Origin of the sequence: Rhodococcoides trifolii (genome assembly GCF_014635345.1) — a bacterium.
In the GTDB taxonomy this organism is placed as follows: domain Bacteria; phylum Actinomycetota; class Actinomycetes; order Mycobacteriales; family Mycobacteriaceae; genus Rhodococcoides; species Rhodococcoides trifolii.
Genome location: NZ_BMCU01000003.1, coordinates 385483 through 412023, shown reverse-complemented (window position 1 = coordinate 412023; position 26541 = coordinate 385483). Strand labels below are relative to the sequence as shown.

The 26541-nt window shown below is 59.0% G+C and carries 27 protein-coding genes; 21 read left to right on the top strand and 6 right to left on the bottom strand.

Features of this window, described 5'->3' with window-relative positions; all coding sequences use genetic code 11:
• The first annotated feature begins 207 nt into the window (after positions 1 to 207).
• From IEW02_RS15170 to IEW02_RS15120, 11 genes are all read left to right on the top strand, one after another.
• Entirely contained in the window at positions 208 to 1629 is a 1422-nt protein-coding gene (locus tag IEW02_RS15170) for a terminase large subunit domain-containing protein (RefSeq protein ID WP_188545679.1), read from the top strand.
• Between the two features lie 43 nt (positions 1630 to 1672).
• Complete coding sequence (locus tag IEW02_RS15165; RefSeq protein WP_188545678.1) at positions 1673 to 2818, top strand: phage portal protein; 1146 nt, start codon at positions 1673 to 1675, stop codon at positions 2816 to 2818.
• Positions 2808 to 3269, top strand: coding sequence for an HK97 family phage prohead protease (locus tag IEW02_RS15160; RefSeq protein WP_188545677.1), 462 nt, complete (start codon positions 2808 to 2810; stop codon positions 3267 to 3269). The genes IEW02_RS15165 and IEW02_RS15160 overlap by 11 nt, the downstream gene beginning before the upstream one ends.
• Positions 3270 to 3295: 26 nt before the next feature.
• The gene (locus IEW02_RS15155; protein ID WP_188545676.1) at positions 3296 to 4330 is read left to right on the top strand and encodes a phage major capsid protein; all 1035 of its coding nucleotides are present in this window, start codon (positions 3296 to 3298) and stop codon (positions 4328 to 4330) included.
• A 2-nt stretch (positions 4331 to 4332) separates the two neighbouring features.
• Complete coding sequence (locus IEW02_RS15150) at positions 4333 to 4698, top strand: hypothetical protein (RefSeq protein WP_188545675.1); 366 nt, start codon at positions 4333 to 4335, stop codon at positions 4696 to 4698.
• Positions 4699 to 5094 (top strand): hypothetical protein, encoded by a 396-nt coding sequence (locus IEW02_RS15145; protein ID WP_188545674.1) that lies wholly within the window; start codon positions 4699 to 4701, stop codon positions 5092 to 5094.
• Positions 5095 to 5098: 4 nt separating this feature from the next.
• The gene (locus IEW02_RS15140) at positions 5099 to 5521 is read left to right on the top strand and encodes a hypothetical protein (RefSeq protein WP_188545673.1); all 423 of its coding nucleotides are present in this window, start codon (positions 5099 to 5101) and stop codon (positions 5519 to 5521) included.
• 1 nt (position 5522) lies between these two features.
• The gene (locus tag IEW02_RS15135) at positions 5523 to 5936 is read left to right on the top strand and encodes a hypothetical protein (protein WP_188545672.1); all 414 of its coding nucleotides are present in this window, start codon (positions 5523 to 5525) and stop codon (positions 5934 to 5936) included.
• Between the two features lie 12 nt (positions 5937 to 5948).
• Positions 5949 to 6227 (top strand): hypothetical protein, encoded by a 279-nt coding sequence (locus IEW02_RS15130; RefSeq protein ID WP_188545671.1) that lies wholly within the window; start codon positions 5949 to 5951, stop codon positions 6225 to 6227.
• A 155-nt stretch (positions 6228 to 6382) separates the two neighbouring features.
• The gene (locus tag IEW02_RS15125; RefSeq protein ID WP_188545670.1) at positions 6383 to 8641 is read left to right on the top strand and encodes a hypothetical protein; all 2259 of its coding nucleotides are present in this window, start codon (positions 6383 to 6385) and stop codon (positions 8639 to 8641) included.
• 8 nt (positions 8642 to 8649) lie between these two features.
• On the top strand, positions 8650 to 11754 hold the full coding sequence (locus IEW02_RS15120; protein WP_188545669.1) for a hypothetical protein: 3105 nt from the start codon (positions 8650 to 8652) through the stop codon (positions 11752 to 11754).
• 9 nt (positions 11755 to 11763) lie between these two features.
• On the opposite strand, the gene IEW02_RS15115 is transcribed toward IEW02_RS15120, so the two are convergent.
• The gene (locus IEW02_RS15115; RefSeq protein ID WP_188545668.1) at positions 11764 to 12285 is read right to left on the bottom strand and encodes a hypothetical protein; all 522 of its coding nucleotides are present in this window, start codon (positions 12283 to 12285) and stop codon (positions 11764 to 11766) included.
• A 208-nt stretch (positions 12286 to 12493) separates the two neighbouring features.
• Positions 12494 to 13183, bottom strand: a complete 690-nt coding sequence (locus IEW02_RS15110; protein ID WP_188545667.1) for a hypothetical protein — start codon at positions 13181 to 13183, stop codon at positions 12494 to 12496.
• A gap of 737 nt (positions 13184 to 13920) precedes the next feature.
• Here IEW02_RS15110 and IEW02_RS15105 point away from each other — a divergent pair.
• Together IEW02_RS15105 and IEW02_RS15100 are read left to right on the top strand one after the other, a co-directional pair.
• Positions 13921 to 14154: a DUF2188 domain-containing protein gene (locus IEW02_RS15105; RefSeq protein ID WP_188545666.1), complete on the top strand. Its 234-nt coding sequence runs from the start codon at positions 13921 to 13923 to the stop codon at positions 14152 to 14154.
• Positions 14155 to 14355: 201 nt separating this feature from the next.
• On the top strand, positions 14356 to 14592 hold the full coding sequence (locus tag IEW02_RS15100) for a WXG100 family type VII secretion target (RefSeq protein ID WP_188546143.1): 237 nt from the start codon (positions 14356 to 14358) through the stop codon (positions 14590 to 14592).
• Between the two features lie 78 nt (positions 14593 to 14670).
• On the opposite strand, the gene IEW02_RS15095 is transcribed toward IEW02_RS15100, so the two are convergent.
• Complete coding sequence (locus IEW02_RS15095) at positions 14671 to 15738, bottom strand: MinD/ParA family ATP-binding protein (RefSeq protein ID WP_371829958.1); 1068 nt, start codon at positions 15736 to 15738, stop codon at positions 14671 to 14673.
• A 72-nt stretch (positions 15739 to 15810) separates the two neighbouring features.
• On the opposite strand from IEW02_RS15095, the gene IEW02_RS15090 reads away from it, so the two are divergent.
• The 4 genes from IEW02_RS15090 to glmM all read left to right on the top strand — a co-directional run bounded on the left by IEW02_RS15090 (position 15811) and on the right by glmM (position 18756).
• A complete protein-coding gene (locus tag IEW02_RS15090) occupies positions 15811 to 16158 on the top strand; it encodes a TraR/DksA family transcriptional regulator (protein ID WP_188545665.1) in 348 nt (115 codons plus the stop codon).
• Between the two features lie 185 nt (positions 16159 to 16343).
• Positions 16344 to 16787, top strand: coding sequence for a 50S ribosomal protein L13 (gene rplM / locus IEW02_RS15085; RefSeq protein WP_188545664.1), 444 nt, complete (start codon positions 16344 to 16346; stop codon positions 16785 to 16787).
• Positions 16784 to 17332, top strand: coding sequence for a 30S ribosomal protein S9 (gene rpsI / locus IEW02_RS15080; RefSeq protein ID WP_188545663.1), 549 nt, complete (start codon positions 16784 to 16786; stop codon positions 17330 to 17332). Before rplM ends, rpsI begins: the two co-directional genes overlap by 4 nt.
• Before the next feature lie 92 nt (positions 17333 to 17424).
• Complete coding sequence (gene glmM / locus IEW02_RS15075) at positions 17425 to 18756, top strand: phosphoglucosamine mutase (protein ID WP_188545662.1); 1332 nt, start codon at positions 17425 to 17427, stop codon at positions 18754 to 18756.
• A 4-nt stretch (positions 18757 to 18760) separates the two neighbouring features.
• Here the strand turns inward: glmM and IEW02_RS15070 are convergent, their stop codons facing one another.
• On the bottom strand, positions 18761 to 19801 hold the full coding sequence (locus tag IEW02_RS15070; RefSeq protein WP_188545661.1) for an LLM class F420-dependent oxidoreductase: 1041 nt from the start codon (positions 19799 to 19801) through the stop codon (positions 18761 to 18763).
• A 109-nt stretch (positions 19802 to 19910) separates the two neighbouring features.
• Here IEW02_RS15070 and IEW02_RS15065 point away from each other — a divergent pair, with 109 nt between their 5' ends.
• Positions 19911 to 20231, top strand: coding sequence for a hypothetical protein (locus tag IEW02_RS15065; protein WP_188545660.1), 321 nt, complete (start codon positions 19911 to 19913; stop codon positions 20229 to 20231).
• Positions 20228 to 21721 (top strand): hypothetical protein, encoded by a 1494-nt coding sequence (locus IEW02_RS15060; protein WP_188545659.1) that lies wholly within the window; start codon positions 20228 to 20230, stop codon positions 21719 to 21721. The genes IEW02_RS15065 and IEW02_RS15060 overlap by 4 nt, the downstream gene beginning before the upstream one ends.
• A gap of 214 nt (positions 21722 to 21935) precedes the next feature.
• On the opposite strand, the gene IEW02_RS15055 is transcribed toward IEW02_RS15060, so the two are convergent.
• Positions 21936 to 22796, bottom strand: coding sequence for a dienelactone hydrolase family protein (locus IEW02_RS15055; RefSeq protein WP_229746056.1), 861 nt, complete (start codon positions 22794 to 22796; stop codon positions 21936 to 21938).
• A gap of 39 nt (positions 22797 to 22835) precedes the next feature.
• Between IEW02_RS15055 and glmS the strand changes: the two genes are divergently transcribed.
• Positions 22836 to 24698, top strand: coding sequence for a glutamine--fructose-6-phosphate transaminase (isomerizing) (gene glmS / locus IEW02_RS15050; protein ID WP_188545657.1), 1863 nt, complete (start codon positions 22836 to 22838; stop codon positions 24696 to 24698).
• 34 nt (positions 24699 to 24732) lie between these two features.
• Here the strand turns inward: glmS and IEW02_RS15045 are convergent, their stop codons facing one another.
• Positions 24733 to 25089, bottom strand: a complete 357-nt coding sequence (locus tag IEW02_RS15045) for a plastocyanin/azurin family copper-binding protein (protein ID WP_229746055.1) — start codon at positions 25087 to 25089, stop codon at positions 24733 to 24735.
• Between the two features lie 38 nt (positions 25090 to 25127).
• On the opposite strand from IEW02_RS15045, the gene IEW02_RS25135 reads away from it, so the two are divergent.
• Positions 25128 to 26540: an NAD(P)H-hydrate dehydratase gene (locus IEW02_RS25135; RefSeq protein ID WP_229746054.1), complete on the top strand. Its 1413-nt coding sequence runs from the start codon at positions 25128 to 25130 to the stop codon at positions 26538 to 26540.
• The last annotated feature ends 1 nt before the right edge of the window (position 26541 follow it).

Below are 26541 nucleotides of genomic sequence, written 5' to 3'. Positions count from 1 at the left end.
ACTCGATACGAGTACGCGAATGTCAGTAGGACTCACAACGGAGTTTCGAATGACCCTCACAGCATTGAACAATTTGAAACCTTCACAAGAAGAGACCGAAAAGAAAAGTAGTGATGATGAATTTCTAGCAGCAATGGGTCTCTAGACGTAGCAGCGTGGCCACCGGTCGAGTGGACCAAGCCCCTGGGCGATGTGCTCGTATCCGCAGTGACGGACAAGGACATCGCACTGGTCAACCGGTTCTACATGGGGCCGGACGAAGAGCTGGACCAGTGGCAAGTAGAGCTGATCAAAGCCGTGATGGAGGTGTACCCACCAGATTGGCCGGTAGAGGCCCTGAGCGGCACGCTCCGCTACAAAGACGGTGTTCTAGTGCTCGTACCCCGCCAGGTGGGCAAGACGACCATAGCGGGTGCCATCGAGTTCATTTCGTTCTTCAAATCCATTGCAGTACAGGGCAGTAGAACCAACATCGGTATCGTGGCGCAGCAGACGACGAACGCCAAAGTGCTCTTCGACCGCTTCAAGCAACCGTTCATCAACAACAACGCTCTGGAAGCTCGTTTCAAGGTCACCGGGTATCGAGGGGTCTACCCCAGAGACAAGAAGCTCGTAGCAGAGTGCAAGGTCCACGCATCGGACCGACCGGAGAAGCTACAGTCCATACCCTTCAACAGCGAAGGAGGAGTAGCCCTCACGTTGGACGAGCTACACCTCCAGAAGCTCGAGACCTACACAGCGTTGAAGCTAGGCATCCAAGCCCAACGCAACACCACCATGTTGATGATCAGTACCGCCGGTGACGAGAACAGTCACACGCTCCACATCCTCCAGCAGTACGGAGAAGAAGCCCTCTTAGGCCAACACCCAGAGTTCGGGTACTTCCGTTGGTACTCACCAGACCAGTACGACAACTTCGACCCGGTAGGGATCAAGCTGGCCAACCCCGCGGTGGCATGTGGCCGTCTCAGCGTGGCCAAGGTGCTCGACTCCAACCGCATGATTCCCGAGTACGAGTTCACCCGCTACATCCTCAACCGCAACGGTCAGTCCGAGAACGTCTACCTCAGAGCTTCCGTGTTCGCCAACGCCGGGGGAGACGAAGGGATACCAGAAGAAGACCGTCAACGCTGTGTCATAGCAGTAGACCGTACATCGAACTGGGAATATGCGACTCTGGTTGCAGCCAGGAAGATCGATGGCGTAATACACGTAGAACTATTGGCCCAGATCAAAGACCCCACCAGTCCGAACTTGGTCAGAATATGCAAGAAGCTCTACAAGAAGTACAAGTGTGAGTTCGTCATGGATGCAGCCATGCTCAAAGATGTATGGACCGCTCTACGCGAGAAAGAGCGTGTTCCAGTCGAGTTCTACAACACCACACAAATAGCCAATGCCACGTCTCAGACCTATGCACTGTTCGCTGACGATCGTTTGGTACACGTCAGTGATCCCATAATGGTAAACCAACGCAAACACGCGATGACCAAAGCCCTGGGTGAGCAATATGTACTGAGTGTCAAAGATTCCACGGGGGACATCGACTCTATCCGAGCAATGGTACTTGCAGCACACAAGGCAGAAACAACAGAACGCAACAAACCTTCGGTAATATCTGTTCAATAATAAGCATAAACAACTGAATAATGGTACAATTGATAGTAACAATATGGGTAAGATTAGTGAGTTTTTTGGTTTCGAACCAGAACAAATAAGAGAAGAACCAGTTAATACGGGCGATTATGTATCGTCCGTTTCGGTATTTCCGAGCACCTATGCAGCATGGCGTGCCGGTGACCCCAAGTCGCTCATGCGAATCAGTTCCGTCAGCCGTTCCATCCAGATCATCGCCACGATGGTCTCCTCATTGGAACTTGCGTTGTACGACAACAAGTTACAAGTCGAACCCAGTGCATTCATCCGTAGACCGGACCCTTCCACACCTCGCAAGTTGTGGGTCCAAGAGCTGGTCACGTCGATGGGGATGTACGGCAATGCCTACGCCAAGGTTGTCCGAGATGGCAGGGGAGCCGTAGCAGCCCTCACGATCTTGGAACCCTCTCGTGTCACTGTGACGAAACCATCCGATGTCACCAAGTACACCGTAGACGGCAAGACAATCGCCACCAAAGACATCGTGCACTTCAAGCTTGACCGCTTGCCGGGGGAGCCAGAGGGATACGGTCCCATCCAGTACGCATCGGAAGTCTTCGAACTTGCCTTGATGCTCGAACGCTATGCAGCAACACAGTTTAACGTGGACACCATCCCCAGGGGCAAGGTCACCACGAACGCGTCGGTCAACACTGATGATGCCGCAGAAATCGCGGAGGGCATCAAGAAGTTCATCCAGGACAACTCCGGGATTCTGGTTCTCACTGACGGTTTCGATTACGAACAATTCGTCGGTGATCCCAACAAGACACAATTCTTGGAAGTACAGAAGATGGTCGATTTGAAGATTGCCCGTGTGTTCGGGGTACCAGCAGAAGCATTGCAGATGGGTACCGACAATTCCAGCACCTACCAGAACACTCAAGACCAGAACATGCGGTTTCTTCAAAGCACCCTCAGTAGATATTTGACGGAAATCGAAGAACAACTAACCGAGCTATTGCCCTACGGCAAATCAGCCAAGTTCATCGAGGAAGACTTGTTCCGCTTGGACGTAAAGGGCAAGTGGGAGGTAGTAGAGATTCAGGAGCGTGTCGGTTACACCAACGGTGACGAACTACGCGCAGAAGAGGGTAAGGCACCACTACCCAAGCTTGACAAATCCACAGATAAGGAACCACCAGTGAAAGATGGAGATTAGACAAACAGAAGTCGTAGAAGTACGAGCAGACGCACGAGAAATAGTAGGAATAGCAGTTCCTTACGGTCAGACGACGGTAATCCGAAGTTCGGCCGGCTCTTACAACGAGCAATTCATTGCTGGCAGTATCCAAGAGAACATCGAGGTACCGGTCTACTACCGCCACGATTGGCGTAGCAACGGTCTCAGTGTCGGATACATCAGCCAAGCACGTTCGGAAGAATCGGGTTACTACGTAACCGCCAAGATTCACCGCAACGCCAAAGGCGACCAGCTACTCAACGATGTAGTCCAAGGTCGCGTAAAGAACTTTTCCGTGGGATTCACACCCATCGAAGACAAGCAAGACGGCGATATCGTCGTCAGAACCAAAGTCGATTTGCAAGAAGTTTCTTTGGTTGAACAGCCCGCTTACATCGGGGCAACAGTCGCGGAATACGCGAACAAATAACACAGAAAGAAGATGATGAAAACACAATGTCAGACATTGAAACCCTTTCTAGCGAGTTCACGGAAGTACGCGACTCCCTAGAAGAAGCCAACAGAAAAATTGCGGTACTCGAAAGCCGTGAAACAGAAACAGAAGTACGTTCAGAACTAACCGTATCGGAAGCTCTAGTAAGAGCGTTCAACGGTGAAAAGGTCGAGACCCGTGCCATCCAAAGCACAGCGGACAACGCTAAACAGAACATCTGGGCGAACAAGCCCCTAGGTTTCGTGGAGCAACGCAGACCACTCAAAGCAGTGTTCGGTTCTTCACCCATCCCCGGTGACTCAGGCACATCCATCGAGTACGCCAGAGTCGGAACACGTACCGGATCAGTCGCCAAGCAAGCAGCAGAAGGGGACGCGCTCACCTACAACAAGGTGACCATCGTGTCCGACTCAGCACCCATCGAGACCTTCGGTGGATACGCAGAGTTCTCGGTACAAGCCTTGCGCTTCGGTAAAGCACCACTCTTGGAGACCACAGTCCGTCACCTCGAGGTCGAGTACGCCAAAGCAGCGGAAACCAAGGTACGCAACGCGCTTACCGGGATCATCAATGCCAACTTGAACGTCGTGACCCGTGGAGCCGTAACCGGTGCCGCAGCAGGGTCAGCATGGATCGGTGCCGTAGAAGACGGCCTAGCCATGATCGAAGACAACTCACGTGGTCTAGCAGGCAATGCCATCGTGGTCTCACGTGACATACACAAGTTGCTTTTGACCACAACAGACACCAGTGGTCGTCCGTTGTTCGAGGTCAACCGAGACGGGTCCAACACCTTCGGTTCCGTAGCGGTCAACGCAGGAGCCAACGTAGCCGGTCTACCCGTGGTCTCAGTACCTCAGCTAGCAGCCAACACGTTCTACGTAGTCAGCTCAGACGCACTCTGCATCTGGGAAGAAGGAATCTTGGAGTTGACGGACAAGAACATCGTCAACTTGACCGAACTTCGCAGCCTCTACGGATACATCGCAACCGGTGTGTTCGACGGCAAAGGCGTAGCAAAGGTCACCTGGGCGTAATCATGGCCGATACCTACTTGGACACATACACAGAGCTATACGGAATCGGCGGGGTGGACTTACAAGAGTTTCGTACTTTTGTCGGTGCAACTTCCAAGAAGAGCGATGACGAAATAGCCCGTGTGTTGTTGCTTTCCTACGAACTGGTCAACAGATTTTGCGGTACTCGTATCGCCAAGGTCCCGCAAACAGTTCTCAATGAAGCAGTTCTCCAAGTAGGTCAAGCTCTGTATTTCCGAGAACGAGACGCAAGCGACGGTAGACAAAATCAGTACAGCACAGATGGAGAATACCTCAGTACGTTACCTCGTAAAGATGTCATGTACTTTGCCTATCCGCTATTACGTCCGTTCGTGGGGTGGTTCTAGATGTTCGAGGAACTATCGCTCAGCGAATACCGCGAACAAATATTGGACGAGTTCCGTGCAGTCGATGTCACAGCATATTTGTGGACGGACTACAAGAAGGAAAGTCCGTGCGTGGTGTTGTTCAACGACAGCACTCTGATAGAGGATCCAGACATCGAACGCTTCTTACCGGGGGTATGGAAAGTAAACATGTATGTAGTGCTCAAGGCAGAAAAGTTAGACGGAGATTTGGCTACAGCACAACTGGACAACTTAATAATCACAACGCTCGGCATTGTTGGTGAACTGGACGACGTACAAGTCGGAAGCATCGGGACTGTCGAGAACGAGAAGAACACGTACGCATGTGTGGTGTCTTTCTCCAAAACATTCAAACTAAGAAAGGAAGACATATAGGAAAATGGCAATAGCAAACGGAAAATTGAAGAGCGTATTTGCGCTCAAAGTAGGAGGTACCGATTATGTGACCGACATCGTTTCGTTCGAACTGACATCAGACGAAGCAGATCAAGACTCACAAACATTCGCAGAATACAACGCCGGTACCAATCGTAAGTGGACCTTGACGGTTACAGCAGCATGGGATGGCGGTTCAGTAGGTTCTCTCCACGATTACCTCTGGGTCAATGCCGGCTCAAGTGCAACATTCGATATCGCTCCTCTAGCGGGAACTACTTCGACTACGAAGCCTCGTTACACCGGTACGTTGCGTATCCCTACCAGACCTGACATCAGTGTTGAGGCCGGTACAGATGCAACGTTCGATTACGACTTCGAAGTAGTCGGAACACCTAACAAAGTGACATCGGGAACCGGTCTCTAAGTTGATCATCATTCGTATCGATGTCGATGGGGCACAGGAGATAATCGGCAAGCTCAGCGTATTGCAAGCAAGCTTGAAGAGTTTCCGCTCAGCGTTCGATGGCATCGGACGAATCATGCAGAACAACGAAGAAGACACGATCCCAGTTCGTGGGGGAGGTGCCCGTGCATCGATTCGTACGGTCACCTCCTCTATGTCGGCTATTACCAGTGCCGGTAACGCAAACCGTAAGAGCCATGCAGGTGGTGTCTACGTCCACAAGCTCGAAGAGGGCGGTGGAGCAACAGGCTCGTATGGGCCACACAGAATAAGCGCAACACACTTCGCACTGCGAGCACTGGAAGAATCGGTGCCCTTTGCGATACAACGCATTGAAGCAGAAATAACAACAAAGATTGCTCAAGCAGGGCTTTAGGAAGAGGAAATCATGGAAGCATTAAAACTAGCAGAACTGAACATCATCCAAAAACTCGGGGGAGTATTGGAAGACGGAGAAAAACCCAGCACAGAATACATCGCAGCTATTGGTTACGTATTGAGTATTCGTGGTGACAAAGACAAGCAGCGTATCGGTATCAACACGCATCGTCAGAATTTCGATGAGTACATGTGGAACATAGACAACGAGGACTTGAACGCAATTATCAAGGAATCCGGTCTGTTCGACGTGGAAGAGGGCGACGAAAAAAAAGATACAACGAAGTAGACGATACGTACATCAGGCAGAAGTTTATATTCAGTCACACGTACAACATTGATTACTTCAAGTTAGACGAGATGAGTCTCACCGAGTGGAACGTCGGATGGGACTTGATCAACGAGACACACAAAGAAAACGAGAGGAACACCAAACGAAAATAGATGGCCGGAAACATAGTAAAAATTCAGATCAAAGCTGATGCTGACACAAGAGCAATTGAGACAGTCAAAGCACAACTAGCTTCACTTCGAAACAAGACCGTCAAGGTAGACATCGACGTTGACCAGGACGCTTTGCGCTCACTGGATCGCCTTGGGGATGGACGTAGACGACTGTCCTTCGATCTGGACATCGACGAAGCAGCGTTCAGAGAACTAGGGGGACGTACAGCCACCATCGAGGTGGATGCAGACGCAGCAGGCGCAGAGGGCGAGATAGACGCAGCAGCCCGTGACCGAACCAGCACCATCACAGTCCGTACCAACCGTTCAGACGTGGACCGCTTTGCAGATTCGGTGTCATCAGCTACCCGCAGTGTCGGCAACCTCGGGGACTCGTTCTCCAGCTCAGCCGCGGGCGGTGGTCGCTTCTTCAACCGCATGTCTCGCATGTTGCCCGTGATGACAGCACTGGCACCCGCCGTAGCAACGTTGGCCTCTGGTGGTGTCGCTACCGGTGTCTACGCCGTAGCCGGTGCCCTCGGAACAGTGACCGGAATCGCCGGGGGACTGGGAGCAGCCGTAACCCTCGGGATCGGTGCTATCCCCATAGCCGCAGCAGCAGCCAGCCAGGAGGTCAAAGACCACTTCTCCTACATGGGCAAAGACGTGGTGAGCACGATGCAGGACATCGCAGTACCCGTTCGTAAGCCCTTGGTCGATCTAGCTACCGCAACCGGTGCAGCTTTCCACCAGATGAGACCAGCCCTCGAATCCATCACCCAGGGCACAGCCGGTCTGGTCAACACACTCTCAAGCTCCATGCCAGCGATAGCCGGCAAACTGGGTCCAGCTCTCCAACAGGCATTCCAGGCCGGTGTTCCTCACGTAGAGAACTTGATTGGTGCTATGCCACGACTCTCGGAGTCGTTCGGAAACTTCTTCTCATCTATCGGTTCACCCTCAGTGGTCGAAGGTGCCAAGCGCATCTTCGAGAAGACCATCCCCAACATGATCGAAGGAGCCGGTCGAGGCATCGAGAAGATGGCCGGTGGTTTCAACTCAGTCATGGGATTTTTGGACTCCGGTCGTATGGATGGGTTCGGTGAAGGTATCTCCCAGTTCTTCGACAACATGGCCGGTACCGACTGGTCCGGAGTAACGACAGCCATTGCCAATGCAGGTAATGCATTCGGTGAATTTGTCGGAGGTATCAACGGTGACGCGCTAGCCGGAAACATCGAAGGATTGACCCAGTTTGCAGCAGACCTAACCGGTGTTGCTTCCAACATCGGTTCATCGTTCAACGCCATCAACGAAGGATTCACCGGACTCAATAAGAACATTGGCGGTGGCCCAGTCGAATGGGGAGCAGGTCTGGCCGATGCGTTGGCAGGCATTGCCGCAACTGTTTCCGGCAACCCAATCAAGATTCCCGTCCAGCCAGAAATAGCCGGTGAAGTTGCCTTACCGCCAGATATTGCAGCTCAAGGTATCGACATACCCGTACGTCCCAAGATCGAGGGATCACTTGATCCCATCGCAGGACAGATAGCTCGTAACGGTGGAGGCCAGGCCATCGAGATTCCGGTGACACCCAAGCTTGAGAACGGTGTAGCCGATCCCATTGCAGGCCAGATAGCTCGTAACGGTGGTGTCCCCATCCCTGTGACCCCAGAACTATCAGGAGAGCTTCCGAAGCTTCCAGAAGCTCAGCTACCAGTCACTCCAGAGCTACAGGGCGATGTTCCAGCACTGCCACCGGTCACTCAGCCCGTGAACCCTGAACTACAAGGCGATGTTCCGGCGATACCTCCGGTGCCGGTCGATGTTCAAGTGGCCAACGGAGAGATTGCCGTACCACCTCCACCACCGGTTCCCATCACTTTCGATGTCACACAACCGACTCTGGTGTTGACACCCCCACCTCCGGTGAAGATCGAGTTCTTGGTTGCGTTACCGACCATCAACATTCCCCAACCACCACCACTCACGGTGTTGGTCAATGTGCCGACTATCGATATTCCGATCCCTCAAGGTCTCACAGTGACCGTGACCGTCAGTAGCAATGCCAGTGCGGTGGCCGGGGAAATCGCCGGTCTGGGTGGTTTGAACACAACCAGTACCCACACAGTCACAACCAACGCAGCATCGGCGGCAGCAGAAATCAGTTCGCTCAACGGTCGTAATACTTCGAGCACTCACACAGTAAACGTCGTAACAACAGGCTCCACACCTTCCGGTGTACCGATGCCGAGATAGGAAAATACATGAATAAATTGATAAACGGTTTCAACACCACACGACTACAGATCGAAGCGAACAGACAAGACTTGTACTCACCTGGGCAACTGGCCCTGAGCAACGGTGTCCATGACATCTTGATTTCCGATAGTGCTACCCAAGCTCGTATCGGTATGAGCAAGGCCGGTACTCAGACGGTCAATCGAACGGATTGGCAAGTAGTCACAGGCTTTACAGCAGACGCACGTTACCCAGGAAGCACCCTCAGCGGTGACAAGCTCGTAGTACCTACAACCCACAGAGGGATCATCTCGGGGACATTGTATTTCTTGTCCCAGTCTTCTGGTATCCAGACAACCATCTGGGCACGCTTGAAGGTCAACAACACCGTGGTACGAGTCAACAACGTGTCCAACGGTTACAAGTTCCGCTACGCCAACCAGTCCGTTCAAGCTGTACGCATCAACTTTGTCTACGACTTGAATGCCGGGGATGAAATCAGCATAGAAACAAAGTACGAAGGTAAGAAGAAAGCCGGTGGTTTGTTCGGTGCCAAAGTAGACACTTTCTACGATGGAACGTTGGTAGCAGGATCATCCGTTGACGAACAAGTATTCGATCGTAAGACGCAAGACTTCGCTTACGATATGGCTTTTCCCAATGACTCGGAGTTCTATTACAACTCGAACAGTCAATTCTTCTGTCCTGACTTCGGTAAGAAGATGCTCAATGTCTACGACGTGACCGGTGGCGACACAACCAATGCCAATCCAGTGGAGGGAAGATCGTGGGGACCGATACTGGTTCAATCCAAAGTTCCAATCGATGTGGACACAGATTCCGATGTATGGATTTCCGGTACTTTCAGATTCCGCAACTTTGCGGCAGCTCAGAAAGAAACTGGCACTGTTGTAGCCAAGGTGGCTCTGTGGGGTAGGGGCTACACAGAAGATGCCTACGGTAAGAACGACGTAGACCGTGAACTGTTGGTGTGGGAAGTACCCATGACAGCAGGAGCGACGGTCACTGATTTCACTGTGCCCGAACATGATCCGACAACGATCACCCCAGACATCAAGCAGGTCTACTTCGTGGTGTACCTGTACTCCACAACTCAGAACAAGCAGGTCTCAGCCAACTACAAGAAGGTTGGGTCCACCGGCAACGAAGAGTCCGTCTTCGGTTGGTACAACGACAGACCGTTGAAGATCAGCGTTCGTCTGCCCTCCGAGAAGCAGACCCAGGAGCACAAGCTTTCCAGTACCGGTGTCGGGTTCCTCGACAGACGCTTCTTCGCCAACGTCGTGGGAACCAAGAAACTCACCTACATGGGTCTACCGGGCCAGGCCACAGCGTTCAGTGTCTACCAGTACAACGGGACCAGGGGAGCGCTCATAGGTAGCTACACCGCACTGGCCGACGAACACAAGCAGGTCTCCATAGCTTCACCTACGGGACAGATCGAGATTGTCGGCAACTCCACGACGGTCAACCCAGCAGCGCAGTCCAAGACCAAGACCGTTGCTCAGTCGTTGACCAGCTCGTACGCCGAACTAGTGATGACAACCGCCAATGCCTACACAGCCACCCATACCGGGACTATCAACTTCGCGTGGTCGATGACTCTGAGTGATGACGATGGTGGCCGTATGGCCGGATTGTTCGTCAACGGTGTCATGGTGAAGGAGTGGACCATTGCCTCTGCAACCACCGCCAGCGACTCAGCTTCCGTAGCGGTCAATGCCGGGGACTCGGTGGTCCTCACAGTCAGGCGTACCAGCATCTCCAGCTCATCGGTCAACACAGCGAACACATCGATGACGTACCAACCCATCGTGACCACACAGCACTACTTGATCGAGTCTCTACTACCGGTCCCAGCAGATACCTACACCCAGACCACAACGCTGGCCGAGCGCATTACGTGGCAGAACGTAGCCGATGAGTTGACCAACGTGACCTTGGAACGAGAAGAGTTCAATGCAGGAAAACTGAAGTTGCGCTTCAAGTCTGATGCTCTAGCCGATGGCTCGTTGATCAGAGCCGGCAAACGAGTACGACTGGTGACGGTCAACTACGGCAACACAGCCGGCGCCAAGCCAGGTACGGCACCAGAGCAGTACGTCGTGGTGTTCACCGGAACCATCCGTGACTACAAGACCGAGTACGACTACAACGCGGTTCCCTACATCGAAGTGACCGTGATGGACGCATTGCAACAACTGGACGAAACCAGAGCAGGGTTCTTCTACGACCGACCGGTCCAGTATGCCCAGCAGCTCCATGCATCCGGCAAACAAGCCAAGATCGATGCGCTGGACGTGACCGGAAAGTACGTCGATGGTGTGCAGTCCTACAAGCTTCAACCCAGTGCCTACCAGGAGTCAGCTCGAATCAAAGACTCATTGGAAGCCATGCGTAACAGCAACAAGGGTTTCGTCTACGTGGACCGCTACGACTACCTCCGCTATCAGAGCCAACTGGATCAGACCATCAAGCTCACGGTCAGCGACGACTACCAGAACGCGGACTTGTCCTACGGAAGGATCGAGAAGTCCACGGACACGGAATCAATCATCAACGTGGTGGAACCAGAGGAATACTCACTCAATTACAAGGACTTGGAAGAACGTAGTGCTTCGGGGGAGACCCCGGTGAAGCTGGAGCCATACGCAACCGAGACCAAGGTAGCCACGTATTACTACAGACCGGAAAGCATCGATGCCTACGGGGAACGTAAAGAACAGTTTCCGGTAGTTCGCGGGACGGGCCAGAGACAGGACATCAACCTCCAACAACTAGGTTCTGACTTCTCGGAGTGGTCCAGAGGTATCTTGAACGACTACGACCTAGACACGAACACGGTCACCAGAGTCATGGTCATTCCGCAGAACTGGTTCGACATCAAACGCTTGTCCGGGCTGGAACTACTGGACAAGGTGTGCGTATTCGTGAAGGGTGAGAAGCACGTGATGCGAGTACGTCACATGGAGTGGTTCATCGATGCTGGACATATACGAGTTGAGCTGACCTTCTCGAGAAGCAAGAGACAATCAGCCTGGGGAGCAGTGCCTACGTTCGAATACGTCGGTACGGACAACTACACCGATGTTTATGGATCGACCTACTAGCCTTTCGCATTACATGCGATTTTCAGGCTTCCACGGGGGTAATATCTTGCGCTTATGCGGTGGAAGAAAGAGGTTTTTCAACCGAATAAGTTCGCGCCTTCTGATTTCGGACTTCGACGGGCGGTAGGTATCGGGGTCGTCTCCACTCCCCAAAACTTTGGCGAACTTTTCGCTCAAGGGTTTGCGCTGGTGCAATTTGAGTTCGACGGTGAGTTCGTAGATTAGCTCCCTGATGTTGATCTTCATCATCTCATCTTGCTTCTGGAGCTCTTTGAAATTTCCCTCTTCGAGGGAGCCGTCAGGATTGAAGTCGCCGTTCGCGTCGATTCCGTCGAGAAAGTCCTTGAACCGCTCCGTTCCCATTTTGAGATAGATCAAACGCATCTGAAAGTCGTCCGAGACGCCGAGATGTGAAAGTAAAACCGTGTAGTAGTCCATGTCTGCGAGAATTGAATCGGATTTCAATCGAGACTCTCTCAGGGAAATCGAGCGTGCGGCCTCGGCCATTTGCTGAGTAGTGGTGGCGATCATGGATCGACGCCAGTCTTGGAGTGCTCGCGATTCAGCATCTCGATGATTTCGATCCCATCCACGTACTACAAACCATGCAGCAATGCCTGGACCTAGCGCGGTAGCCAATAGTTGTGCGAAAGGTATCCAACTCATGATCGTCGTTCTCCTACTTCAACTCCGGTAAACTACTGGATCAGAAAATCGGCGGGGGCCACAAAGTAAGATGCTAATCTCGTTTGAAGTCGTTTTGGTTTGGGGCAAGGAATGGATGAGCAAGCGCTGCATTTATAGGGGGTGAGTGATTCTCTTTGAAATCCTTGATTCTGCTGTGATGAACAGTCCCGTACTTCATAAACGCAACCATTTCAGATACGAGCAAGTGGTAGTATTCCCCCGTTTGATCATAGAGGATTTTCGTGCTTATCGAGTTCGTAGCGCTCTCTTTAGATTTAAATCTAAATCCTTCCCTTTTGGGTTTTTCTTTGCTGAGCGCGTCTATCAGCTGAATTAAACAGTCTTGATACTTAGCAACAAAAATGCTGAGTCTTGGGACTATCTGCTTGATTAGCAAAATCGTGCCGTATATTTCGGTCGATTTTTCTAGTAATGTCTTCGTGTCCTCGAACGCGGAAGCCCGACCGCCATCAAGAAGCGAGTCGATTTCCCGCATTGCATTATTAAGTGAAATTGACAGATCTGCAAGTAGTGTGCGTTGCCAATTTCGATAGTCGCGTTCAGAACTTAATTCGTGGGTTCTGCTCCAACCGATCCAAACCAGCAACCCAGCAACACACGGACCGACTAGCGGGAACCACGGTGTGATTGCACCGAGAATCTGAGAGTAGTCGTACATCTGGAACAGGTATAGGGCCAGGACGACGGCCGCAGGGCGGGACAGACGAGCCAAGGCTTCCAACGAGCAGCCCTACGGACCAGCCCCGTCTTGCCGAGGAATCGAGCAGTCAACGCCTTCAGGGTGTTCACGAGGGCACCTTAGGTGTGTTGGCAATCCGAAGGGACGGCGGGATAGGGGTGTGGATGGGGTGTGGAAGGGGTGTGGAAGGGGTGTGGAGGGCCGCATTATGTCGGCGTGCGCTAGTTGCGTCAAACCTAGACTTATCCACAATTTATCCACAACCTCGGTTTGGTTTGTCGGAGGTGTGTGGTATGGCCTCGTCTGACCTGGGCAAACGATGCATAAGTCTTTTTATTTGCCGCCTAAGCTTGCCAAGTCTGCAACCCATGTGTTGTGCACCCTGCACGAAAATGTGAGACGGAGAGAGCGCCTGAGGGCGAGTTGCCGTGAGTTACACGAAGGGAATTCCGTAACATGATCGTTACAATCGATATTCACAGCGTTCTGAGCAGCGGCTGAGAGGGCTGGAGGGTGGCCATTCACCGGGTATCCCGTCGATTCTCGGCCTTGATCGCCTTTACATCGGGCGAAAGCCCGGGAGACTTGATCTAGTTCGGCGAACCGTCCGGACACAAATTGAGAAGAGGCCCAACCAGTACGTGACCGGCTAGACCTCTTACCCAACAATGCGACTTGTAGGGTTCAGGTTACATACAGGGTTTGCACTAGTGCAAGCACCCTGTGGCTTGTCACATTTCTGGGTCGGTCGATTCTCCTAGCAGTACAGGAGAACAAACATGGCAGCGAACTCTGCGCATGTGGTTTGGGTCAGCAGCAGTTCTTGGTGGAAGGTCACCTTGAACGGAATCGCTCGTGACCACAAGCCGGTCAAGGCAGAAGCCATCGCGAGCGGCCGCAGGCTGCTCAAGTCCGTCGGCGGGGGTGAGTTGGTCATCCACAACATGGATGGCTCGATTGCCGAGAAGGACACCATCGCTCCCGGCAACGATCCCAGTCGGATTCCGGGCTAATCGCGATGGCTACGAAGCGCATCACCATCAAGCCCGGCCAGAAGAAGACCATCAAGGTTCCCGGTCCGATTCGCAAGATTACGATTCAGCCCAAGCCCCGGTAGTCGGGTAGCTGCGAAGACCCCCAACCCCACCTGGTTGGGGGTATTTCGTGCTCTAAAGGTATGCTTCAGCCGGACTATGTAAGAGGTCAAGGCTCAGATCGACGTCAAGCAGGCAACTCTGAACGGCAAGCTCGACGAACTCAAGAACATCATCGCGCCATTGGTGGCCGATTGGGAGGGTTCGGCGTCCGAGTCGTACCAGGACAAGCAGCGCCAGTGGGACAGCGCGGCGGTCGAGCTCAACCAGGTGCTGAACACCATCGGTACCGCCGTCGGACAGGGCAACGCGGACATGCAGGCCCGAGAGGCCGCAAACCGGGGGATGTTTGCCTGAACCATCCTCGAACACAACTGAATACGAACGAAGCGCCCGCAGGAGGAGAGCCTGCGGGCGCTTCGTGTGTCCGCACGTTCACCGCCGAGGGGAGAAGTCGTCGGCCACGATGGCGGCCAGCTGCACGAACGCCCGTCTGGTCTTCTTGTTCATCAACTCGAGGTCTATCTCGGACCCTTCCGCCAGGTGATCGTCGAACGGGATCACCTGTACTGCGCGGCACCGGCTGAGAAAATGTTGTTTCAACTGATGTAGATCCAGCGTCGACGATCCGGGGCGGGACGAACTGATCACCACCACCGAGCTTCGAACCAGATGGTCCCATCCGTGCAACGAGAGCCAATCCAGAGTTGCCGCTGCACTTTTGGCCGCATCGATCGCGGGGGAGCTGACCAACACAACGCTGTTCGCCAACCCGAGCACGCCATCCATGGCCGAATGCATCAGACCGGTTCCGCAGTCGGTGAGAACGATGTTGTAGAACCGTTGGAGAATTGCCACGGCACCGCGGTAGTCGTCGGCGCTGAACGCTTCGGATACTGCCGGGTCACGTTCGCTTGCAAGCACTTCGAGTCGGCTCGGCGCCTGCGACGTGTAGGGGCGGACATCGGAATAGCGATCGATGTCGTTGTCCATCAGCAGATCTCGCACGGTCGCTCGTGTCTGCTGCGGAACTCGTTGTGCGAGCGTACCGAGGTCGGGGTTGGCATCGACTGCGATCACCCGGTCTCCCCGCAGCGATGCGAACGTCGATCCGAGTCCGATCGTGGTGGTGGTCTTTCCGACTCCACCCTTGAGCGACAGAATGGCGATCCGATAGTCCCCGCGCACGGGCTGGTTTATTCGTTCGGTCAGCAGACGCAACGCAATCGAGTCGGGCGACTCGCCGGGGTTTATCGTGCCCGCCGACGCGACGTGAACCGCCCTGCGCCATCCGCTCTGCGGGACGGGCCGCGTCCTGCGCGGCGAATCCAGCTCGTCGATGGACGGCATTCGGTGTCGACCGCCGTCGTCCTCCTCGACGTCGACGGCGTCTGTGTCGACAGGGGCAGGTGCTTGGTCGGCGGCCGGCTCGGGTTCGTGCTCCGCGAACTCGTCGCGCAGCCACAGTGGCGGCACCGACGCGGTCCCGTTCTCTCGGCTCACGATTTCCCCCCGGAAGTCATCAGGTCAGCCAGACCTGCTGCGAAGATTACCGCCCGGTGGTTCCATTCGTTCATGACGGACGCGGAGGAACACCTGCACGACCAGCGGCGCGTCGTCGCCTCCCGAATTGCCTCGCTCACCGCCCAGCACGCCGCCATCCTCGAAGGTTCCAGGCTCACCACGGACGACGACGAACACGACCCCGAGGGCTCGACCATCGCCTTCGAGCGGGCAACCGTCGCGTCGCTGCTGAAGGATGCCCAGCAGGAGCTCCGCGAGCTCGACGCGGCGGACCTCCGTGTCAGTGCGGGCACCTACGGCATCTGCGAGGTATGTGGCGAACCGATCGCGGACGCCCGCCTCGAGGCCCTGCCGACGGCGCGAACGTGCATCGCACACGCGTCCGCACGACGCCGGTGACCGGCGTTTTGACCTGCCACGCGTTGTTTCGGTACTGTTCACCGTTGGCGTTCGGTATATCGCGCGGTTCCCTCGCGCGCTGAACACGGTTCTTCGGGTCTCCACTGGCCGCCGAAGAAGCCCGCGCCGCACGCTCGGCCAGCAGCGATACGGCGAGCAATCGCCACGATGATGAAGGAAGTTCTGTGTCCACCTACACGCCCAAGGCCGGGGATGTCACCCGGAACTGGCACGTGATCGACGCTACTGACGTCGTTCTCGGCCGCCTTGCCGTCCAAGCAGCCACGCTGCTCCGCGGCAAGCACAAGCCCACTTATGCACCCAACGTCGATGGCGGAGACTTCGTCGTCATCATCAACGCCGAGAAGGTTGCTCTCTCCGGCAACAAGCTGACCGACAAGGTCTACTACCACCACTCCGGTTTCCCCGGTGGTCTCCGCGGCCGCAGCTTCGGTGAAGTTCTCGAGAACGCCCCCGACCGCATGGTCGAGCGAGCGATCAAGGGAATGATCCCGAAGAACAAGCTCGGTGCGCAGATCATCAGCAAGCTCAAGGTCTACGCCGGACCCGACCATCCCCACGTGGCTCAGCAGCCCGTTCCTTACGAGATCAAGCAGGTGGCACAGTGACCTCTCCGGAAGACACCACTCCCGTTGTGGAGAACGCAGCCGAGGAGCTCTCGACCGACAACGTCGAGATCGCATCCGACGAGTACGTGGCCGTCGAAGAGCCCGACGCCGTCGAGGAGATCGAAGCTGCCGCAGCACCGGCCCCGATCAACTTCGGTGACCGCCCGGTTCTGACCGTCGGACGTCGTAAGGAAGCTGTCGTCCGCGTGCGGATGACCCCCGGCTCCGGTCAGTTCACCCTGAACGGACGGTCCATCGAGGACTACTTCCCGAACAAGGTGCACCAGCAGCTCATCAAGGCACCGTTCGTGCTCGTCGAGCGTGGCGACACCTTCGACATCACGGCACTGCTGCACGGTGGCGGCCCGTCGGGACAGGCCGGCGCATTGCGTCTGGCCATTGCCCGCGCGCTCATCGAGGTCAGCGCGGACGATCGTCCGGCCCTCAAGAAGGCCGGCTACCTCACGCGTGACCCCCGCGCCGTGGAGCGCAAGAAGTACGGCCTCAAGAAGGCCCGCAAGGCGCCCCAGTACTCCAAGCGCTGATCGCTTTCGCTCACGGGGCAGGCGCTCCGGCAGTTCGTTTCTCGGACTGCCGCGAGCGCCTGCTTTCGTTTCACGGTGGAGGGTAGGAAAGAATGGGCCGTCTCTTCGGCACCGACGGAGTGCGCGGATTGGCCAATCGCGAGCTGACTCCCGAACTGGCTCTGAGTCTTGGGAACGCCGCAGCGCACGTCCTTGCAGACGGCGCGGCGACTGCTCGGCCGGTGGCCGTCGTCGGCCGCGACCCGCGCGCGAGCGGCGAGATGCTCGAAGCTGCCGTCACTGCAGGTCTGACCGCAGCCGGAGTGGACGTGCTGCTGGTCGGTGTTCTGCCGACTCCTGCGGTCGCCTTCCTGACCGACGCGTACGACGCCGCTCTCGGCGTCATGATCTCCGCATCGCACAACGCCATGCCGGACAACGGAATCAAGATCTTCGCCGGCGGTGGTCACAAGCTGGACGACACCGTCGAGGACCGTATCGAGCAGCAGATGAGCACCACCGGCACACGTCCGGTCGGAGCCGACATCGGCCGGGTCCGCACCGCCGACGACGCGCTCGAGCTGTATCTGAAGCACCTCGGAACGGCCGTCCGCACGTCCCTGACCGGCATCACCGTCGTGGTCGACTGCGCACACGGCGCCGCGTCCATCGCGGCACCCGAGGCCTATCGAGCGGCCGGTGCCACCGTGATCGCGATCAACGCAGATCCGGACGGCATCAACATCAACGACGGGTGCGGGTCGACGCATCTCGACGTTCTCCAGCGTGCCGTCCTGCACCACGGAGCCGATCTGGGGTTGGCACACGACGGCGATGCGGACCGCTGCCTCGCCGTCGATTCTGGCGGTGACATCGTCGACGGTGACGCCATCATGGCCGTTCTCGCGTTGGCCATGCGCGACGCCGGAGAACTTGCCGAGGACACCTTGGTCGCGACCGTCATGAGCAACCTGGGGTTGCACATTGCCATGCGCGAGCAAGGAATCACGTTGCGCACCACGGCAGTCGGCGACCGCTACGTGCTGGAAGAACTGCGTGCAGGAAACTTCAGTCTCGGCGGCGAGCAGTCCGGCCACATCGTGTTGCCGTCGTCCGGCACCACCGGTGACGGCATCCTGACCGGCCTGTCGGTGATGTCCCGGATGGCCCAGACGTCTCGCTCCTTGACCGAGCTCGCGTCCGTGATGCGCACGCTCCCACAGGTTCTCGTCAACGTCACCGTCGGAGACAAAGCTGCAGTGGCAGCCGCTCGGGACGTACTCGACGCCGTGACGACGGCGGAGAAGGAACTCGGCGACGAGGGTCGAGTCCTGTTGCGTCCGTCGGGAACCGAGCAGCTCGTCCGCGTGATGGTGGAAGCCGGCGAGCAGAGTACCGCTCGCCGGCTCGCCGACAGCATTGCTGCCGTCGTCCAATCCGTCTAGATCCTCAGGGCAGAAGGGCTTTCAGCTTCTCCACCTGATCCACCCGGCCGGCGGTGTCTGCCGCCAACGGCGTGATGTTCAGCGTGGTCGCCCCGGCCTTCTCGAATGCGACCAGACGTTCCTTCACGTAGTCCTCGGTACCGATCAGCGACACCGAGCGCACCAGCTCGTCGGGAACCGCGGCAGCAGCTTCGTCCTTCTTGCCGCCGAGGTAGAGGTCCTGAATCTTCTCGGCTTCTTCCTCGTACCCGTACCGGACGGCGAGGTCGTTGTAGAAGTTCTTGCCCTTCGCGCCCATGCCGCCGATGTAGAGGGCCAGGTGCGGCTTGATCCACGGCAGGTACTGGTCGGCGTCCGCGCCGATGGCCACCGACGGGCTGGCGTACACGTCGAGCGGCGGCAGCGACGCATCACGCTTCGCGCCGCCGGCGTCGAGCGATTCACCCCACACCGTGTGCGCCTTCTCGGGATGGAAGAAGATCGGCTGCCATCCCTCGGCGATCTCGGCGGTCAACGCCACGTTCTTCGGACCGATTGCGGCGATGACGATCGGAATCTTGTCGCGCACAGGGTGATTGATGAGCTTGAGTGGCTTGCCGAGGCCGGTTCCCTTGTCGGCGGGAAGCGGCACCTGGTAGTACTTGCCGTCGTACTGCACCTTCTCGCGCCGCCACACCTGGCGGCAGATGTCGACGATCTCGCGAGTGCGGCCCAGCGGTGCGTCGTACTTCACGCCGTGGAAGCCCTCGATGACCTGCGGACCGGAGGCGCCCAGCCCCAACGTGAACCGCCCTCCCGACACATAGTCGAGACCCGCGGCCGTCATTGCGACGAGCGAAGGGGTGCGGGTGTAGATCTGGAAGATGCCCGACGCGATGCCGATGGTGGAGGTCTTGGCCGCGAGGTAGCCGAGCTGGCTCACCGCGTCGAACGAGTACGCCTCGGGTACGAAGATGATGTCCAGGCCGGCCGCTTCGAGCTGGCTCACCTCGGCGACGGTCTCCTCGAAGCCTCCCGAGTAGTTGAGCATCATTCCGATCCGCATGAATTCTCCCGGTGTCGTTGGCGTCGACGATCTCTTTTTGCAACGTATCAGCGTGTACCGCGAACGGAACCGATACCCCGTACGCTGCGTCCAATCCGTGGGGGGATACATGAGTGGCGATATGCAGAGCGCAGCGGTAGGTCTCGAGCAGGAGGGCGCCTTGGCGGCCGCAGCCGATCACCGACGGGGTGCCGATTCGTTGTCCGGCATTGCCGAGACGATCGGGCGCGTGTTCGACGAGTCAGCGGTGGGTGATCACTACGCCGACCTCGGCGCGGCGTTGACCACGGGCATCGAATCGGCGAGTGCGGCGATCGGTCGTTGGTCGGCATCGTCGGCCGCCGTGGCGGATGCCGTTCGGACGAGCGTCCTGGCATCGTCCGCCGTGGACGATTCCTCTGCCACTCCGTTCGGGGAGGCGGGAGCGTGATCGACGATGTTCTCGAGACCGGTGCGGTGGGCCTGACGTATTTCGACACCTTCCTGGGCCGCGCGAACTCGGCAGGTGCAGGTCTCGATGTCACCTCACGCGCCATCTCCGACCGCTACAACGAACAATGCGGCATCGACGTCCAGGCAATCTCGGCGGCAGGCACCTCGTTGCTCACGGCGTCCCGAGATCTGGGCGCAGTGGTGGCGGATCAGCGCGCCTCGCTCTCTCGTCTCTCCGGAAACTGGTCGGGAAGTGCAGCAGACGCAGCGTCGGCCATGATCGACGCCCAGCTCACGCAAGCGGACGCAGACATTGCCTCCCTGCGGACGGCAGGCGACGCCCTCGCCGCAGCAGCGACAGCAGTCGTGTCGACGGTGACCGACAAGGCCGCCGCTGCGGCGACTTTCGGGCGCCCGGACGTGGACGGCCGCTCGGCCGATCAGGTCGACGCCGTTCTCGCCGCGTCGCGACTGTGTCCCGATCTGACGTCGCAGCAGCTCATGTCACTTGCTCCGTTCCATCCGGAGACCGCCCCGGGCGCAGCGCGCTCGGACCCCACCTCCTTGATCTCCCTGTCCGTGGAATGCGCGTCCTGGTTGAGCAACGTCTTCGTCCCAACGGTCCAAGAGCGGGTATCCGCGTTCCTGGAGATGTGTGCGGCGACGGACGACGCGGTGCGCGATATTCTTTCCGTTGCAGCGTCGGCATTCGACGGGTTCGCGCAGTCGCAGTACCCGTCCCCCGAGCGGGAACGAACCGCGGAGGACTGTGGGTGCCTACCGTCGCAAGCTGCGGATATCGTTGCGCAGCAGCATGATTCGGAGAGCACTGCATCGGCGGCTGCGACCACGCCTGTGACGACTGCGCACCCAGAAGCAGCTTCGACCTCGGGCGGCGCCTCAGGGCCGATGCGCACCATTGTGGACGCAGTGCGAGATATTCTGGCAGCAGAAGTGCGCGATCCGATAGTGCAGCCGACAATCGAAACACCCTCGACTGCAACGGAATCGGCACCGTCTCCGGAACGCGCGCACGTCGAGGCCGAACTCGACGGGCACGGGATCCGGTTCGCGCTGTCCGCCGACGGCACGATCAGTGTCGAGCTCGGCGACACCGGTCACGACGGGGCGCACTGCGCGACCGACACTGCCGATCCGCCTCCGGAGACACCGACAGCCGAGACACCGACAGCCGAGACACCGGCAGCTGAGACACCGACAGCCGAGACACCGATAGCAGGGCCACCCGAACCCGAGACACCAGCAGCTGACCCACCCGAACCCGAGACACCAGCAGCTGACCCACCCGAACCCGAGCCGCCGGTAGCGGACACACCCGAACCGGCTCCAGCGCAACAAGAACCGGACGACACCTCTTCGGTATGTGTGGTGCCGCCCGCGCCCGAACCGGAACCGGCACTCGCGTCCGCGGAGCCCATACCGGCTGAGGTGGCAACGCCCGATCTGGCCGAGGCGGGTCGACTGTGACCGACGCTCTCGGACGTATCGATGCAATCGTTACCGGGCACAGACAGACATTGGCGGACATCCGTCGCCGCGTTCAGGTGATCGACGACCGATCGTCGCGAACTCCTGGCGCCAAACCGCAGAATGTGCCCGCGCCACGTACGCAACGAATCATGCGCCGTGTCGACGACGTCGATGCGGTCTCGGACCAACCCATACCGGAGACGCGGGACGATCAGCGACCGAGAAGCTGGCTGACCTGACGGATCCCGCTTTTCTTCGGGGGCGCCGGCATGGGCTGCGACGGGTCGAGCACCAGAGTCTTCTTGATCTCGGCTTCGGCATCGGAGAACTCCGCGTACGCGTCGCCGCCCGTCAGGTGGAAGAGCAGGAAGCCGGTGAGGAGCGCACGCACGGTTTTGGCCGTCTTCTTCTCGAAGTCGCCGCCCACACCGATCTTGCCGAGCAACCGACGGCCCTCCACCATTCCGTCGCGCGACGACTTGGTGACGGTACGCAGAACTGCGTGGCCGGCGAACGACGCGGCGAGTTCGACCGGATCGGAGGCCATGGACACCAGTTCCAGGGGGCTTCCGACCACGAGTGCGGGGGACTTCACGTCCGCGGCGACGGATTCTGCGGTGGGCGCTGTGGGTGCCGGGAACAGGCAGGCCAGTGCCGCGATCTCGGGTCGTCGTGCCGCGGCGAGCACGGCCACTCCAGCGCCCATTCCGTGGCCGACCACACCGAGCCGGTCCTGGCGCACCGAAATCTGGCCGGGCCCCAACCGCACGCCGGTGCAGATGTCGAGTGCCACGCTCACATCGTTGGCGAAGTTGATGTGCGAGGGAATCGGCCCGCGCTCGGTGCCGGGCGCCGCGACGACGATGCCCCACGACGCGAGGTGCCGCAGCGTCTTGTCGTAGTTGGCGGGACCGACCAGCCACCCGTGGGCGAACGCCACTGCGGGAAGGTTCAATCCTTCGGCGGGGGTGTAGACGACGCCGGGCAAACCGGCGAGTGCAAGGTCTCCGCGCAGAACACGGTGTGGGCCCGGCTTGGACAGGTCGGATACCAGCTTCTTCGTGTTCGGCACGCTTATGACCGTATCGGATTGCCCAGTAGGCTGACGCGCATGTGTGGAATCGTCGGGTACGTCGGCCATCGGCAAGCACTGCCAGTCGTGGTGGAGGCATTGCGGCGAATGGAGTACCGCGGATACGACTCCGCCGGGGTTGCCATTCTGGACGGTGCGGGCCAGACCGCCGTCGAACGCAAGGCAGGTCGGCTCTCCAATCTCGAAGCCGAACTCGACGACATCGGCCGCGACACCTTCACGGGTACGTCCGGCATGGGCCACACCCGGTGGGCCACTCACGGGCGACCCACCGACCGCAATGCGCACCCCCATCGTGACGTGAGCGGCGCGGTGTCCGTCGTCCACAACGGCATCATCGAGAACTTCGCTCCGCTCCGCGCCGAGCTCGAGGCCGCGGGTGTCGAGTTCAGTTCCGACACCGACACCGAGGCCGCCGTGCACCTGGTGGCGCGGGCGTACGCAGACGGACCGACCGCAGGTGACTTCGTCGCCAGTGCTCTGTCGGTGCTGCAGCGACTCGACGGCGCGTTCACCCTCGTGTTCACGCACTCCGATCACCCGGACACCATCGTCGCGGCGCGGCGGTCCACGCCGCTCGTGGTCGGAGTCGGCGAGGGCGAGATGTTCGTCGGATCCGACGTCGCGGCGTTCATCGAGCACACCCGCAACGCGGTGGAACTCGGCCAGGATCAGGTCGTGGTCATCACCTCGGCCGGCTACGACATCATGAACTTCGACGGCACCTCCGCCGAAGGGCGCCCGTTCCGTATCGACTGGGACCTCGCCGCCGCCGAGAAGGGTGGCCACGACTACTTCATGCTCAAGGAGATCCAGGAGCAGCCGACGGCCGTCGCCGACACCCTCCTCGGTCACTTCACCGGCGGCAAGATCGTGCTCGACGAGCAGCGACTGTCCGACCAGGAACTGCGCGACGTCGACAAGGTCTTCGTGGTCGCCTGCGGAAGCGCCTACCACTCCGGACTGCTGGCGAAGTACGCGATCGAACACTGGACCCGGCTCCCCGTCGAGGTGGAGCTGGCGAGCGAGTTCCGCTATCGCGACCCGGTCCTCGACCGTTCGACCCTCGTCGTTGCCATCTCGCAGTCGGGCGAGACCGCCGACACGCTCGAGGCCGTGCGACACGCCAAGGAGCAGAAGGCGCGAGTGTTGGCCGTCTGCAACACGAACGGCGCGCAGATCCCTCGTGAGGCCGACGCGGTTCTCTACACGCGGGCAGGACCGGAGATCGGTGTCGCGTCCACCAAGGCGTTCCTGGCCCAGGTCACGGCGAACTTCCTGGTGGGCCTGGCGCTCGCGCAGGCCCGCGGCACCAAGTACCCGGACGAGGTGGCTCGCGAGTACGCCGACCTCGAAGCGATGCCCGCGTTGGTCGAGCGCGTGCTCGAGTCGGTCGAGCCGGTCCGGGCGCTGGCACGCGAGCTGGCGTCGTCGCCGACCGTGTTGTTCCTGGGCCGTCACGTGGGTTATCCGGTGGCACTCGAAGGCGCCTTGAAGCTCAAGGAACTCGCGTACATGCACGCGGAGGGATTCGCAGCGGGCGAGCTCAAGCACGGGCCGATCGCGCTCATCGAGGACGGTCTTCCGGTGATCGTCGTGATGCCGTCGCCCAAGGGTCGCGCGGTGCTGCATTCCAAGCTGCTCAGCAACATCCGCGAAATTCAGGCGCGTGGTGCGCGCACCGTCGTGATTGCCGAGGAGGGTGACGAGGCGGTGCGGCCGTTCGCCGACCATCTGATCGAGATACCGGCTGCCCCAACGCTTTTCCAGCCGTTGCTGTCGACGGTTCCGCTGCAGGTGTTCGCCGCGGAGGTCGCGCAGACCAGAGGGTACGACGTCGACAAGCCGCGAAACCTGGCCAAGTCGGTCACCGTCGAGTAGCCAGCGGGAAGGCCGGAGGCCGGTCGTCGAATTGTCAGCGGACGATGACCACGCCCGTCATGTCCGGGTGCACGGTGCAGACGTAGTTGTAGGTCCCGGGGGCGTCGAACGTCGCGCTGAACTGCCCGGAGGAGATCAACGGGCTGTGGATCAACGCCGTCGCGTTGCCTTCGCCGATCACGTTGTGCGCGACACCGCGATCGTCGAAGAACCAGGTGACGGTCTCGCCGGCGTCGATCGTGACCGATCGCGGCGAGTAGGTCATGTCCGACACGGTGACCACGTTCGGCCCGGTCGGCTTCTCGGCCTGTGCGGAGGATGATTCGGAGCATGCTGTGGCGGTGAACGCCAGGGCGGCGACCGCCAGCATCGGTAGGAAACGGCGGTGCATCACTTCACAGTAGCGCCGCGTCCTCTAGCGTGACTTCGGTGCAGCACTACTACACCGCCGACGAGGTCCGCAGCGCCGAAGCCCCGCTGATCGACGCACTCCCCGAAGGGGTGCCGATGCGCCGCGCAGCGCACGGTCTGGCGGCCGCGGTGGTGTCCGAATTACGTTCCGTCGCAGGCGGAGTGAACGGTCGGCGAGTCGGGATCATCGTCGGTTCGGGAGACAACGGCGGTGACGCGCTGTGGGCGGGCGCCGCGCTGCGCCGCCGCGGAGTCGCCGTGGAGGCATTTCTGCTGACGCCGGATCGTGTCCACTCCGACGGGCTCGCGGCGTACCGCCGAGCGGGCGGACGCGTCGTCACCGAACTCACGAAACCGGATCTGGTCCTCGACGCGATCGTGGGACTGTCCGGCCGGGGCTCCCTACGGCCCGACGCGGCACGGGTCGTCTCCGAGATCACTGCCCCCATCGTCGCCGTCGACCTCCCGTCCGGGGTGGATCCCGACACCGGTGCCGTCGATGGACCGGCGGTCAACGCTGCTGTCACGGTGACCTTCGGGGCGCTCAAACCGGTGCACGTTCTTGCCGGTGATCGCTGTGGCCGAACGGTTCTCGTGCCCATCGGCCTCGACCTGGCGCCCTCGGCGATCACCGCGTTCACGGACGACGAGGTGGGCGCACTGTGGCCCGTTCCGGGTCCGCAGGACGACAAGTACACCCAAGGCGTCGTCGGTGTCGTGGCCGGTAGCGATACGTTCCCCGGCGCCGCCGTGCTGTGCGTCGGGGCCGCGACCACGGCGACGTCCGGAATGGTGCGGTACGTCGGAACCGGACGCGACGAGGTGCTCAGGCACTGGCCGGAGGTCGTGGCCACCACCGAGCTGGCGGACGCCGGGCGCGTGCAGGCATGGGTGATCGGTCCGGGCGCCGGTACCGACGGCGAGGCCCTGGACACACTCCGATCGCTCCTGGCGACGGATCTGCCGGTCCTCGTCGACGCCGACGGTCTGACCCTTGTCGCCGAGCACCCCGAACTGGTCCGGGACCGGTCGGCTCCGACCGTGTTGACGCCGCACGCCGGGGAATTCGAGCGGCTCACCGGGCGCTCGCCCGCACCGGATCGCATCGCCGCGACACGGACCTTGGCCGCAGACTGGGGCGTGACGGTGCTTCTGAAGGGTCGTGCGACGGTGATCGCGGACCCGGACGGACAGGTCGTCGTCAACGACGCCGGTTCTTCCTGGGCGTCGACTGCCGGGTCCGGCGACGTGCTGTCCGGAATGCTCGGCGCTCTGCTGGCTGCGGGGCTGAAACCGAATGTTGCCGCGGCGGCAGCGGCGCGGGCACACGCGGTCGCGGCCGGTCTCGCTGCGAGCGGTGCGCCCGTCTCGGCGAGCCCGCTGCTGCAGGCCGTGCGCCCGGCCATCAGGTCGCTGAGGCACAATCGGTAGC

Coding starts and splice junctions, on each gene's coding strand:
- IEW02_RS15165 (WP_188545678.1), top strand. CDS start 1,673: ATGGGTAAGATTAGTGAGTTTTTTGGTTTCGAACCAGAACAAATAAGA.
- IEW02_RS15160 (WP_188545677.1), top strand. CDS start 2,808: ATGGAGATTAGACAAACAGAAGTCGTAGAAGTACGAGCAGACGCACGA.
- IEW02_RS15155 (WP_188545676.1), top strand. CDS start 3,296: ATGTCAGACATTGAAACCCTTTCTAGCGAGTTCACGGAAGTACGCGAC.
- IEW02_RS15150 (WP_188545675.1), top strand. CDS start 4,333: ATGGCCGATACCTACTTGGACACATACACAGAGCTATACGGAATCGGC.
- IEW02_RS15145 (WP_188545674.1), top strand. CDS start 4,699: ATGTTCGAGGAACTATCGCTCAGCGAATACCGCGAACAAATATTGGAC.
- IEW02_RS15140 (WP_188545673.1), top strand. CDS start 5,099: ATGGCAATAGCAAACGGAAAATTGAAGAGCGTATTTGCGCTCAAAGTA.
- IEW02_RS15130 (WP_188545671.1), top strand. CDS start 5,949: ATGGAAGCATTAAAACTAGCAGAACTGAACATCATCCAAAAACTCGGG.
- IEW02_RS15125 (WP_188545670.1), top strand. CDS start 6,383: ATGGCCGGAAACATAGTAAAAATTCAGATCAAAGCTGATGCTGACACA.
- IEW02_RS15120 (WP_188545669.1), top strand. CDS start 8,650: ATGAATAAATTGATAAACGGTTTCAACACCACACGACTACAGATCGAA.
- IEW02_RS15115 (WP_188545668.1), bottom strand. CDS start 12,285: ATGATCGCCACCACTACTCAGCAAATGGCCGAGGCCGCACGCTCGATT.
- IEW02_RS15105 (WP_188545666.1), top strand. CDS start 13,921: ATGGCAGCGAACTCTGCGCATGTGGTTTGGGTCAGCAGCAGTTCTTGG.
- IEW02_RS15090 (WP_188545665.1), top strand. CDS start 15,811: ATGACGGACGCGGAGGAACACCTGCACGACCAGCGGCGCGTCGTCGCC.
- glmM (WP_188545662.1), top strand. CDS start 17,425: ATGGGCCGTCTCTTCGGCACCGACGGAGTGCGCGGATTGGCCAATCGC.
- IEW02_RS15070 (WP_188545661.1), bottom strand. CDS start 19,801: ATGCGGATCGGAATGATGCTCAACTACTCGGGAGGCTTCGAGGAGACC.
- IEW02_RS15065 (WP_188545660.1), top strand. CDS start 19,911: ATGAGTGGCGATATGCAGAGCGCAGCGGTAGGTCTCGAGCAGGAGGGC.
- glmS (WP_188545657.1), top strand. CDS start 22,836: ATGTGTGGAATCGTCGGGTACGTCGGCCATCGGCAAGCACTGCCAGTC.
- IEW02_RS15045 (WP_229746055.1), bottom strand. CDS start 25,089: ATGCACCGCCGTTTCCTACCGATGCTGGCGGTCGCCGCCCTGGCGTTC.